This window comes from Pseudomonas sp. GW821-FHT09A09, from assembly GCF_059418405.1.
On record NZ_JBWKPU010000004.1, the window covers coordinates 1 to 11,957 of the forward strand.

Consider the following 11,957-nt stretch of genomic DNA (forward strand, 5'->3'; position numbering starts at 1 on the left):
TTAGGCGGCCCCCCAAATACCTGTCGGATTACGGGCACACCGAGCCTAGGCGAGGTGCCGAGTGTTGGGGCAAGAGCCCTTTGCTTACTTTGGGCTGGGCCGGCATTCCGGCTTTTCCAAAGTGAGTCGCCGTAAGGGCGAAACCATACTCCGCCATCACCCCAATAACGGATATGTACTCACCCCCAGCCAACCCCTTGTCGCCAAAAAACCGCCACTACATTCCCCGGTTTTATTGGGTGCACTTAACCCAAGTCCCAGCTAATCTGCTCAAACCAAATATCCAATTCAAATGGATGTTTTTTTGACGCCAGGTCAGCAGTCGCCAGGGAGGCCTATGACAAAGGGACGTAGTGGCAGAGTCAAGCGAACGCTGCCAGAGGGCACTGCAATGAGGTGGCGCCACACGTTCCAAACCCGCATTGCCGGGGTGCTGGCGCTGTTGCTGCTGGTAGTGGTTGCGGCCACTTACTTCGCAGTCAAGGCCGCCACCGGCCGCGCCGTCGAGAACCAGGCCCAAGTCCAATTGAAAACCGGCAGCCAGGTGTTCGAACGCCTGCTGGACCTGCGCGGCCGTCGCCTGCAATACGGGCTCGATTGGCTTACCGTCGATGGGCCTTTCAAACAAGCCGTGGCCGAGGGCAAGACCGTGCCGATTCTCGCGGCGCTGCGTCGGCATGGCACCGGTATCCGCTCCAGCGAAGTGTTCGTGTTGGGCCTCGACGGCAAAGTGGTGGTCAGCACCTTGCCGATGCTCACACGCGGCGATGCGTTCCCCTATGAAGACGCGTTGCGCAAGGCGCGGCGCAGTGGCCTGCAAATGTTGATCGTGGCCATGGATGGCCGCCCGTACTTGCTGGTGCAGGACGAAGTGCTCGACCCGATGCCCATCGCCCGGGTGATCATGGGCTTTCCCATGGACAAGCTGTTCGCCAGCGAACTGCGCTCCATGAGCAACCTGGAAGTGTCGTTCCTCAGTGTGCAGGACGGTCGTCCCGGCCCGTTGTTCAGTACCCAGCCTGATGCTTACCAGGCCACCATCATCAGCACTTTGCGCGATGCGCACCTGTACCCCGAGCCGCAGATCAACCTGTTTTACGGGCAGCGCGTGCTCAGCCAGGTGCTGCCCCTGGCCAACACTGGCGATGGCGACGAAGTGCGGGTGCTGCTGCAAAGTCCGCTGGACCACGCGCTGGAGTCCTTTGCGCCGCTGGACCGGCAATTCCTGGGCATAGCGCTGGCGGTGCTGTTGGTGTCCTTGGCCGGGGCACTGTTTTTGGCGCGGCGTGTCTCGCGCCCGCTCAACGCCTTGGTGGACGCGGCCGAGCGCATTGGCGCCGGTGACTACCGTACGCCGGTGCGGGTGCGCAGCCATGATGAATTCGGCCTGCTCGCCCGGGCCTTCAACGCTATGCAAAGTGGTATCGCCGTGCGCGAGCGGCAATTGGCGCACAACGCCCTGCATGACCCGCTGACCGGCTTGCCGAACCGCGCCCTGGCCATGGAGCGCCTGGGCAGTGCGATCAGCGCGGGCCGCCCGGTGGTGTTGCTGTACCTGGGCATTGAAAACTACCGCGTGATCAACGAAGGCTTCGGCCCCCAGGGCGTGGAAGAGATGTTGCGCGAGGCCAGCCGCTGCCTGTCCATGAGCCTGTTGGCCAGCGACACCGCCGCGCGCATTGCCGGCAGCGAGTTTTTGCTGCTGCTGGAAAACACCGAGATCGACCGCGCCGTGGCCCGCGCCGACCGCCTTTACGGGTTGCTCACCGAGCCCCAGCGCATCGGCAATGATGAGCTGCGCCATGAAGTGAGCATTGGCATCGCCGCGTACCCCGCCGATGGTCGGCAGGTGGAAGAGTTGATCAGCCGCGCGGCCATCGCCCGGCATGATGCGGCGACCTTGCCCGGCTATTTGCAGATTTATCAACAAGACCGCGACCTTGCTCACCAGCGCCAGATCACCTTGATTCGTGACCTGCGCCGCGCCGCCCTCGAGGGTGAGCTCTACCTGTGCTACCAGCCCAAGCTCGATTTGAAGCACGGCCATGTGCGCCAGGCCGAAGCCCTGCTGCGCTGGCAACACCCCACGCTGGGCCTGGTGTCGCCCGCCGAATTCATCCCCCTGGCCGAACGCACCGGCAGCATGCGCAGCCTGACCCAGTGGGTGATCGAAGAAGCCATCCGGCAGATCGCCGAGTGGGGGCAGCGAGGCATGCATATCCAGCTGTCGGTGAATATCTCGGTGGATGACCTGGCCGACGATGACCTGGCGATTCGTGTCACTGCGCTGCTCATGCAGTACGGCGTCATGGCCCAGCAACTGATTTTCGAGATCACCGAAAGCGCCATCATGCATAACCCGCAACAGGCCCTCAGCGTGCTTGAGCAACTGCGTGGTTGCGGCATCAGCTTGTCGGTGGATGACTTCGGCACCGGCTACTCATCCCTCGCACAATTGCAGCGTCTGCCGGTGCAGGAGTTGAAGATCGATCAGTCCTTTGTGCGCAACCTCGACAGCACCACCGGCGACGGGGTGATCGTGCGTTCTACCATCGAAATGAGCCACAACCTGGGACTCAAGGTGGTGGCCGAAGGCGTCGAGTTCGAACCCAGCCTGAAGCTGCTCAAACAGTGGAAGTGCGACACCGCCCAGGGTTACCTGATCAGCCGGCCATTGAATGCCATGGCGTTCGAAATGTGGATGCGCCGCGAACGGGTACCCATCTAGAAAATCGTTTCATCCTCCCGCAATAGCCATCTCAAAACGCCCGATGCGCTGCTTCGGGCGTTTTTCGTGGTGGTGGCCTGTTTGAGGTGCAAATAGAGCGTAAGCGCTTCATTGTGTTACTTGCGGTTGCACTGAAATAATTTGGTTTATTTTTGATAATTTCTATAACTGTTTGAAAATTATAAATTTATTATAAATAAACAAAAGTTAATCTTACTTGGCTCACCCTTTGCACAACACGCCGATGACGGAACACGCTTATTAAAACAGCGTGTACGCCATATAGTTGTGCCGCAAGAACGCAGGACGCTCGCAGGCGGTACATCCCTTATCCATAACCCTTTCATGCCAAGGGTAGGCGCTCTGCTGCCCACCTTTAAGGCGCTCTATCGCCCGGAGAAAACCGCTATGTCACGAGTTGAATGGCCTGTGCGCCTGATGTTGCTGGTGAGTGCCACTGTGTTTTGCACTGCGTTGCTGGCGGCGGACGACAACCCGTCGCCCAAGCCGTTCGGGCACCTGAGTTGGGCCAGTGACGACGGGGCCAGGGCCCTGGATTTTGGCGGCTCGATTCGGCTCAACCATCGCTACGAAGACTGGAAAACCAGCAGCAATGACCCGGCGCGCTTGCTGTTCGACATTGCCCGCTTCGAGGTCAAGGGCAAGTGGGACCAGTTTTACCTGGACGGCGGCTACACCTTCCAGGACCGCAACCGGCGTTCCATCGAGCACGCCTTGGTGGGCTACAAATTCCAGGACGGCGATGACGTGCAACTGGGCATCGTCTACAAGCCGTTTGGCATTTACCCCTACCCGGAAAACGGCTGGACCTTTCATATCCCGTACTTCCTGGGCTATGCCGACAGCGCGGCGCCGGGCCTGAAATACAGTCACCCGTTGGGCGACTGGAACCTACAGGCGGCGTTCTTTCCACGGATGATTCCGGCCGACCGGCGCTACACCCCGGAAGTCGGCACCTACAGCGACCTCAAGGACAACGCACTGGCCAGCCTGCACGGGCAGGACAATGAAAAGCGCAACCAGCTCGACCTGCGCCTGGCGCGGTCGTGGGGCAGCGATGGCTGGAAGAATGAATCCGGCGTGTCGCTGGCCGGCTCCCAAGTCTACAACGGCACCACCGACCGCAACGGGACCTACTGGGCTGCAGCCGCTCACACCACCTTGAGCAAGGGGCCCTGGAGCGCCCAGTTGATGGGGATCCGCTACCAGTACAACCTGCAGAACCCCGACGGCGTGAGCGACGCCAGTGTGTTGATGGGCGCCAACGCCGCAAGCCCGGCCTACCTGGTGGCGGCCAAGGGCGATGTCGGGTTGCTGAACATCGGCTACACCGTGGACACGCCGCAGCTGGGCAAGGTCAAGAGCGTCAAGTTCTACAACGACTACAGCGTGCTGCACAAAGACCAGGCGCAATGGAACAGCTCGCAGATGGATACCCTGGGTGTGAAGCTGATGGCGGGGCCGATCATCACCTGGCTGGACCTCACCTGGGGCAAGAACGCCAACCCCTACGGCGGCGCGGAAAACGGCACCGGCTGGACCTCGACGACATCATCGGGCAGCAATGAGTGGTACTTCCGCACCAACGTGAATATCGGCTATTACTTCTAACCCCTCCTACAAAGTCCCGATGTCGACTACAGCTTTTTTGAGCCGGGTCGATAACCTCTACAGCGCCTGACCGATTGCATAGGTTTTTGCCGACCAACGGTCAGGTTTCGCTGTGAATTCAATGATGGCAATTGGCCTTATTTGCGGCATCATCTGCGCCGTGACGCCCGTTGTCCCGTTTCCGTGCCAAGGCAGGCCGCCCTTTCTCCTTATTTCGCGCGGACCTTGCATGGCCAGGATTTTCCAGCAGTTTTCCCTTGGGGCCGTGTTGCTCTCGGTACAGATCGTGGCCGTTGCGGCGACGCTTGAGGTCTCTGTCCGCCAAGCCGATGGCACGCCGATCAACGATGCAGTGGTGACCCTGCAAGGCCCGGTGGGCGCAGCGGCCGGTGCACTCAAGGCCGACATGGACCAACGCGGCCAGCAGTTCGCGCCCCACGTGCTGGCGGTGCACACCGGCACGCAGATTCGCTTCCCCAACAGCGACAACATCCGCCATCAGGTCTACTCGTTTTCCGCCGCCAAGCGCTTTGAGCTGCGCCTGTATGAAGGCACGCCCGCTGACCCGTTGCTCTTCGATAAACCCGGTGTGGTGGTGCTCGGCTGCAACATCCACGACTGGATGCTCGGTTACGTCTACGTCACCGACGACCCACGCTTCGGTGTGAGCGATGCCGCTGGACACGTGAGCCTCGACGGGCTGCCGGCGGGGGCATACCACGTCACGCTGTGGCACCCGCAACTGGCCGATATGCAGCCCCTCGATGGCGGCACGCTGAATGTGCTGGCTACCGGCCTGCGCCACGAGGTGCGGCTGGCCCTCGAACCGCGTCCGTCCGATCTGCCGAGCGCGCCCGCGCCAACGGCGTTTGGCGATGCCTTCAATCGAGCCGCCCGTGAAACTGCGCAGTAGCTTCCAGGCGCGGGTCGCCAGTGTCCTGATCCTGCTGTTGCTGGTGGTGATCGGGGCGCTGTACTTCAGCGTGAAAGCGGCGACGAGTTCTGCGGTGCGCGGCCAGGCCATGGCTCAGTTGGAGGTAGGCTCGCGGGTGTTCGAACGCTTGCTGGAGGTGCGCGGCCGCCGCCTGGCCGATGGCGTGCAACTGCTGGCGGCGGATTTCGGTTTCCGCGATGCCGTGGCCAGCGGTGATTCGGCGACCATGCGCTCGGTGCTGCTCAACCATGGCAAGCGTATCAATGCCAGCGACATGATCCTGCTCGGCATGGACGGCAAAGTCCTCGCCAGCACCCTCGACGAAGTGCCCGAAGGCTCGGCCTTCCGCTACGACCAGGCATTGCGCGAGGCGCGGCGTAATCGCCAGGCCATGCTGATGGTGCCGTTGCAGGGCAAGCCGCATCTGCTGGTGGAAGCGCCGGTGCTGGCGCCGCTGCCGATTGCGCGGGTGGTGATGGGCTTCAGCATGGACAGTGCGTTTGCCCAGGAACTGCGTTCGCTGAGCAACCTGGAAGTGTCGTTCCTGACCATCGATCGACAGCAGCCGGGTCAACTGGTCAGCACTCAGCCCCAGGGCTTGCAGGGCAGCATCGTCAACCTGATGTTGGGGGATGCCACGCGGCGCGGCGTGGCCACCACCGAACACCTGGAGCACAGCTTTCTCAGCCAGTCGCTGGTGCTGGCCAGCGATGACGACGGCCAGGTATTGGCCTTGTTGCAGAGCCCGCTGGATGCGGCAATGCAGGCCTTTGTACCACTGGATGAAAAGATTCTCGGCATTGCCCTGGTCGCACTGATCGCCTCGCTGATCGGCGCCTTGTTGTTGGCGCGGGGTGTGTCGCGCCCGGTGCAGGCCTTGGCCCTTGCGGCCGAGCGTATCGGCCAGGGCGACTACCAGACGCCGGTGAACCTCGAGCGCAGCGACGAGTTGGGGCGCCTGGCCCTGGCGGTTAATTCGATGCAAAGCGGGATCGCCGAGCGCGAACAGCAATTGGCCCACAACGCCTTGCATGATCGCCTCACCGGCTTGCCCAACCGCGCGTTGGCCATGGAGCGCCTGGGCAGCGCGATTTCCACGCAGCGACCGATGGCGTTGATTTACCTGGGCATCGACAACCTGCGGGCAGCCAGCGAAGCGGCGGGACCTGACGCGGTGGACCAGCTGTTGCTGGATGTCAGCCGACGTCTGCAAGCCATACTGCGCCCCGGCGATACCTTGGCGCACTTGATTGCCGATGAGTTTTTGTTGTTGCTGGAAGGGGCGGGCAGCGAGGAAGCGGTGGGCATGGCCGACAAGCTGCAACAGTTGCTGCTGCGGCCCCAGCGCATCAACGGCCATGACTTGGCACTGGATTGCCGCCTGGGTATCGCGGCCTATCCGGCCGATGGCGAAAGTGCGCCTACCTTGCTGGAGCGGGCGGCGATTGCAATGAAAGACGCCGCCCAGATGCCCGGCCGCCTGCAGATCTACGAGCAGGGCCGCGACCTGGCGCACCGGCGCCAGATCACCCTGATTCGCGACCTGCGTCATGCGCCCAACCAGGGGCAGTTGCTGCTGCATTACCAGCCCAAGCTCGACATTCGCCAGGGCCACGTGCGCCAGGCCGAAGCGTTGTTGCGTTGGCAGCATCCACAGTTCGGCATGGTTTCGCCGGCTGAATTCATCCCCCTGGCTGAACGCTCGGGCAGCATTCAATTACTGACCCAATGGGTGATCGAAGAGGGCATTCGCCAACTGTGCGAATGGAACCGCCGTGGGCTGTACCTGCAACTGTCGTTGAACATCTCGGCGGATGATTTGCTCGGTGATGAGCTGGCTCATCGCGTCTCGGGGTTGTTGCGCCGCTACGGCCTGCCGGCCGAGCAACTGCTGTTCGAGATCACCGAAAGTGCGGTGATGCGCGAGCCGGAAAAGGCCCTGAAAGTCCTGCACCTGCTGCGCGATTGCGGCATCAGTCTGTCGGTGGATGACTTCGGCACCGGCTACTCGTCGCTGGCGCACCTCAAGCGCCTGCCGGTGCAAGAGTTGAAGATCGACCAATCCTTTGTGCGCAACCTTGATGAAACCAGTGAGGACGCGGTGATCGTGCGTTCCACCATCGAGATGAGCCATAACCTGGGCCTTAAAGTGGTGGCCGAGGGCGTCGAGTACGCCCATAGCTTGCGTCTGCTGGAGCGTTGGCAGTGCGACACGGCCCAGGGGTATCTGATCAGCCGGCCATTGAGTGCCGATGCTTTTGAAGCCTGGGTGGCGTTGCCGCTCAGTGCGCAAACCTCCCTGGTTCATTGAGTGGCATGACGGTGCGATTTTCTCTTCTGATCGGTTGCCTGGGTGCACTGGCCTTGCAAACAGCCTGGGCCGACAACGGCCGTTTGATCGCCACCGGTGGCGCCAGCAGCATTGAAGGCGCGGCGGGTGGTGGGATCACGCCGTGGGCGGTGCTCACCGGTTACGGCGAAAAGAACGAGTGGGGCGCCACTGCGTTTGCTACCACCGTCAACCTGCCGGACTATCGGCTGGATGTGGCCGGGTTGGCGCTGGCTTATGACAACCGTGTCGAAGTGTCTTTTGCGCGCCAGCGCTTTGACCTGGGCACCTTGGTGCACGCGCTCAACTTGCCTGAAGACCACCTGGGTCAGGACGTACTCGGCCTCAAGGTGCGCCTGTTTGGCGATGTGATTTATGACGAGCTGCCGCAGGTTTCGTTGGGCCTGGAATACAAGCACCAGACCAACTTCGACATCCCGAGCCTGGTGGGCGCCAAGCGCGACAGCGACGTCGAGGGCTACCTGGCCGCCAGCCGCTTGTTCATAGGCGCGGCCTTTGGCTACAACGTGCTGGTCAACGGCAGCCTGCGCTACAGCCGCGCCAATGAAACCGGCCTGCTCGGGTTTGGTGGCGACCGGCGCGACAGTCGCAGCCTGCTCAAGGAAGGCTCGGTGGCGCTGCTGTTCAACCCGCGCTGGGCACTCGGCGTGGAGTATCGCCAGAAGCCGGACAACCTGTCGTTTGCCGGTGAAAGTGATTGGGCGGATGTGTTTGTCGGCTACTTCCCCAACAAGCATGTGTCGTTTGTGCTGGCGTATGCACGCCTGGGGGAGATCGCCACGCTGGATAACCAGAACGGCACCTACCTGTCTGTGCAGGGGAGTTTTTGATGCGCTTTTTACCCGCGCTGTTTGTGCTGCTGCTCAGTGCTTGTGCGCAACAGCCACCGAAGGATGACAGCCTTTATCGCGACCTCGGCGCCATGCCCGGCATCACCAAGATTGTCGAAGGCATGTTGCTCAACATCGCCCGTGATGAGCGCATCGTCGAGCGCTTTCGGCGCATCGACATCCAGCGCCTTCGCAACAAGCTGATCGAGCAATTCTGCGTCGAGGCGGGCGGGCCGTGCACCTATACCGGCGACAGCATGGCCGAGAGTCATAAAGGCCAGAAGGTCAGTCGCAGCGACTTCAATGCGTTGGTCGAAGATTTGATCAAGGCGATGGACAGCGAAGGGATTTCGGTACCGGTGCAGAACCGCTTGATCGCCCGTCTGGCACCCATGCGCAGCGACGTGATCGAGCACTGATCCCACATGATGCTCAACTGTGGGAACTGGCTTGTGTGGGAGCTGGCTTGGCTGCGATAGCGTTGTGTCAGTAATTGCATCTGTATCTGATACACCGCAATCGCCGGCAAGCCGGCTCCTACAGACCGTGGTGTGAGTGATCGATTGTTGGTCCCCCGCAGATTCTGTAGGAGCCGGCTTGCCGGCGATTTTTGGCATGAAAAAAGGCGGCTACCTTCATCAGGTAGCCGCCTTTTTGTTACCGCCAGCGAAGCTTAATCCGGCAGTTTGAACGCCATCACGTAGTCACCCTGCTTGGTGCCCAGGGAGCCGTGACCGCCGGCCATGACCAGCACGTATTGCTTGCCGTCCTTGCCGGTGTAGGTCATCGGGGTGGTTTGTGCGCCCGCTGGCAGGCGGCCTTCCCACAGTTGCTTGCCGTTTTTCACGTCATAGGCACGCAGGTACTGGTCCAGGGTGCCGCTGAGGAACGCCACGCCACCGGCGGTGGTGAACGTACCGCCCAGGCTAGGCACGCCCATGGTCAGCGGGATCGGAACCGGCGAGCTGTCACGCACGGTGCCGTTCTTGTGCATCCAGATAGTCTGGTGAGTGGTCAGGTCGACCGCCGCCACATAACCCCAGGCCGGTGCCTGGCACGGCAGGCCCATTGGCGACAGCAGCGCTTCGAGGATCACACCATACGGCGCGCCTTTGTTCGGCTGCACGCCTTCGGTTTCGCTGACGCGCGGGCCTTGCTTGGCGATGTCGGCGGCCGGGATCAGTTTCGATTTGAACGCCATGTAGCTTGGGTTCACGAACGCGATCTGGCGAACCGGGTCGACGGAAATGCCACCCCAGTCGAACACGCCGAAGTTACCCGGGTAAACGATCGAGCCTTGCAGCGATGGCGGGGTGAACGGGCCGTCGTAGCGCATCGACTTGAAGTCGATTCGGCAGATCAGTTGGTCGAACGGGGTCACACCCCACATGTCGCGTTCCTTCAGGGGCGGCGGCATGAAATTCAGGTCGGACTTCGGTTGGGTCGGGGAGGTGTGATCGCCGGCCACTGCGCCTTGCGGTACAGGGATTTCGTTGATCGGCACCACCGGTTGGCCGTTGGTACGGTCCAGCACGTAGATGCTGCCTTGCTTGGTCGACGCCATGACTGCTTGCTTGACGCCGTCAGCGGTCTTGATGTCGATCAGGGTTGGCTGGCCGCCCACGTCCATGTCCCACAGGTCGTGGTGGGTGAACTGGAAGGTCCATTTCACATGACCGGTGTCGATGTCCAGGGCGGTGAGGCCGGCGCTGTACTTCTCGGAGTCCGGGGTACGGTCGCCACCGTATTGGTCGGGCATCTGGTTGCCCATCGGCAGGTACAGCGTGCCGAGTTTTTCATCCACGGCGAACATGGACCACATGTTCGGCGAGTTGCGGGTGTAGGTCTTGCCCTCGGCCAACGGGGTGGTGTCGTCCGGGTTGCCACTGTCCCAGTTCCACACCAGCTTGCCGGTGTGCACGTCGAACGCGCGGATCACGCCGCTTGGCTCGTCGGTGGAAACGTTGTCGGTCACGTGGCCGCCGATCACCACCAGGTTCTTGGTCACGGCCGGTGGCGACGTGGAGTAGTAACCGCCTGGGGCGAAGCTGCCAATGTTGGCACGCAGGTCGACCTGGCCTTTGTCACCAAAGTCTTCGCACATCTTGCCGGTGTCGGCGTCCAGGGCGATCAAACGGGTGTCGGCTGTCGGCACGAAGATGCGTTTCGGGCACACGGCGCTGACAGGCGTGGTGCTTGCCGAACCGGTAGGGCTCTGCTCGGAGGCGTAGGCCGCGTCATCGTGATACGACACGCCACGGCAGGTCATGTGCGCCCAACCTTTGAAGTTCTGTGCACCCTGGGTGGTGATCTTCGGGTCGAAACGCCAGATTTCCTTGCCGGTGTCCGGGTCCAGGGCAATCACTTGGCTGTGCGGGGTGCACACGTAGAGCATGCCGTTGACTTTCAGCGGAGTGTTTTCCGCCGTGGTCTCGCCCGGGTCGTTAGGGCCCGGGATGTCGCCGGTGCGGTAGGTCCAGGCTGGCACCAGCTTGCCGACGTTTTGCGGGGTGATCTGCGCCAGTGGCGAGTAACGATCACCATGGGCCGAACGGCCGTAGGAGTTCCAGTCGCCATCGGCCTGGGTCGGTGCCGCGCTGGCCATGCCAGGCACAGCGTCGCGGTCCAGTTGGCCGGTCTTGACCATTTCACCCGGGTTGGTGAATTGGCTGGCCAGGGCGGTCGCACCGGCCAATACCACGGCGATGCTCAGCGCGCCGGTGCCCAGTGGCGCAGCTTGGGTGCGCAGCAACGGACGGCGGAACCACGGCAGCAGCATGACGATGCCCAAGGCGAACAGCAGGGCCAGGCGCGGCACCAACTGCCACCAGTCCAGGCCGACTTCCCACAGTGCCCACACGGTGCTGGCGAACAGCACCAGCGCGTACAAGCCCAGCGCAGCGCGGTGGGTGGCCAGCAGCAAAAGGCCGGTGAGGGCGATGCCGAGACCGGCCAGCAGGTAGTAAAGCGACCCGCCGAGCATGCTCAGCTTGACACCGCCCGCCAGCAAGGCCAGGCCCATGATCAGCAGCAAGACGCCTAGCAGCCTGGGCAGCAGGCGACTTGGGCTCGAGGCACCATCAGTGCTCATAGTGTGTTTCTCCGTGACGTTGGAATTATGTAACCCCGTGCTTCACTGTAGATGACGATTCGGCGCGGGCTTGGTTCAGCGTTAATTCGGTTTTTCTGGGGACAGCGGGGGTTATCCACAGGCGGGCGATTTATCCCCAGGCGCAGCGGGGTGTAAGACAGCGCTGTCTTTACGAGTAGGAATAATCGGCAAGATGGGGTCGACCGGGAGATGAAACGTTTCAGTTTGTTGCGGGCAAGGATAAAGGGAGAGGGCCCGCAGAGAAAGGGCTAATCGCAAGATGCATCATTTCAGATTTGGTAACAGTGACAGAACGTCGCTGCAAAAGACGCCGCAAAACCTGTAGGAGCCGGCTTGCCGGCGATGGCGATTTCGAGGGCGCCCTCGCCGGC

General features: G+C 61.9%; 8 protein-coding genes. 6 read left to right on the forward strand and 2 right to left on the reverse strand.

Annotation, left to right across the window (positions count from 1 at the left end; all coding sequences use genetic code 11):
• The first annotated feature begins 391 nt into the window (after nucleotides 1–391).
• Nucleotides 392–2,728: a putative bifunctional diguanylate cyclase/phosphodiesterase gene (locus AC07OV_RS04365; protein WP_494997762.1), complete on the forward strand. Its 2,337-nt coding sequence runs from the start codon at nucleotides 392–394 to the stop codon at nucleotides 2,726–2,728.
• A 408-nt stretch (nucleotides 2,729–3,136) separates the two neighbouring features.
• Complete coding sequence (locus tag AC07OV_RS04370) at nucleotides 3,137–4,360, forward strand: putative porin (protein WP_495091675.1); 1,224 nt, start codon at nucleotides 3,137–3,139, stop codon at nucleotides 4,358–4,360.
• A 57-nt stretch (nucleotides 4,361–4,417) separates the two neighbouring features.
• On the opposite strand, the gene AC07OV_RS04375 is transcribed toward AC07OV_RS04370, so the two are convergent.
• Nucleotides 4,418–4,591 (reverse strand): hypothetical protein, encoded by a 174-nt coding sequence (locus tag AC07OV_RS04375; protein ID WP_494997760.1) that lies wholly within the window; start codon nucleotides 4,589–4,591, stop codon nucleotides 4,418–4,420.
• On the opposite strand from AC07OV_RS04375, the gene AC07OV_RS04380 reads away from it, so the two are divergent.
• Genes AC07OV_RS04380 through AC07OV_RS04395 form a run of 4 tightly spaced genes read left to right on the forward strand, consistent with a single transcriptional unit; the run spans nucleotide 4,590 to nucleotide 8,893 of the window.
• Entirely contained in the window at nucleotides 4,590–5,273 is a 684-nt protein-coding gene (locus AC07OV_RS04380) for a methylamine utilization protein (RefSeq protein WP_495091676.1), read from the forward strand. The genes AC07OV_RS04375 and AC07OV_RS04380 overlap by 2 nt on opposite strands.
• Nucleotides 5,257–7,605 carry a putative bifunctional diguanylate cyclase/phosphodiesterase gene (locus AC07OV_RS04385; RefSeq protein ID WP_494997758.1) on the forward strand — a complete coding sequence of 783 codons (2,349 nt, stop codon included), beginning with the start codon at nucleotides 5,257–5,259 and terminating at the stop codon, nucleotides 7,603–7,605. The genes AC07OV_RS04380 and AC07OV_RS04385 overlap by 17 nt, the downstream gene beginning before the upstream one ends.
• Before the next feature lie 5 nt (nucleotides 7,606–7,610).
• Nucleotides 7,611–8,474 (forward strand): DUF3034 family protein, encoded by an 864-nt coding sequence (locus AC07OV_RS04390; protein ID WP_495091677.1) that lies wholly within the window; start codon nucleotides 7,611–7,613, stop codon nucleotides 8,472–8,474.
• Nucleotides 8,474–8,893 (forward strand): group I truncated hemoglobin, encoded by a 420-nt coding sequence (locus tag AC07OV_RS04395; RefSeq protein ID WP_495091678.1) that lies wholly within the window; start codon nucleotides 8,474–8,476, stop codon nucleotides 8,891–8,893. Before AC07OV_RS04390 ends, AC07OV_RS04395 begins: the two co-directional genes overlap by 1 nt.
• Before the next feature lie 254 nt (nucleotides 8,894–9,147).
• Here AC07OV_RS04395 and AC07OV_RS04400 read toward each other — a convergent pair whose 3' ends face one another.
• A complete protein-coding gene (locus tag AC07OV_RS04400) occupies nucleotides 9,148–11,565 on the reverse strand; it encodes a glucose/quinate/shikimate family membrane-bound PQQ-dependent dehydrogenase (RefSeq protein ID WP_495091679.1) in 2,418 nt (805 codons plus the stop codon).
• Nucleotides 11,566–11,957: the final 392 nt, after the last annotated feature.

Bases quoted from the DNA above. Each gene is read 5' to 3' on its own strand.
- AC07OV_RS04370 (WP_495091675.1), top strand. From the start codon at position 3,137: ATGTCACGAGTTGAATGGCCTGTGCGCCTGATGTTGCTGGTGAGTGCC.
- AC07OV_RS04380 (WP_495091676.1), top strand. From the start codon at position 4,590: ATGGCCAGGATTTTCCAGCAGTTTTCCCTTGGGGCCGTGTTGCTCTCG.
- AC07OV_RS04395 (WP_495091678.1), top strand. From the start codon at position 8,474: ATGCGCTTTTTACCCGCGCTGTTTGTGCTGCTGCTCAGTGCTTGTGCG.
- AC07OV_RS04365 (WP_494997762.1), top strand. From the start codon at position 392: ATGAGGTGGCGCCACACGTTCCAAACCCGCATTGCCGGGGTGCTGGCG.
- AC07OV_RS04390 (WP_495091677.1), top strand. From the start codon at position 7,611: ATGACGGTGCGATTTTCTCTTCTGATCGGTTGCCTGGGTGCACTGGCC.
- AC07OV_RS04400 (WP_495091679.1), bottom strand. From the start codon at position 11,565: ATGAGCACTGATGGTGCCTCGAGCCCAAGTCGCCTGCTGCCCAGGCTG.
- AC07OV_RS04375 (WP_494997760.1), bottom strand. From the start codon at position 4,591: ATGCAAGGTCCGCGCGAAATAAGGAGAAAGGGCGGCCTGCCTTGGCAC.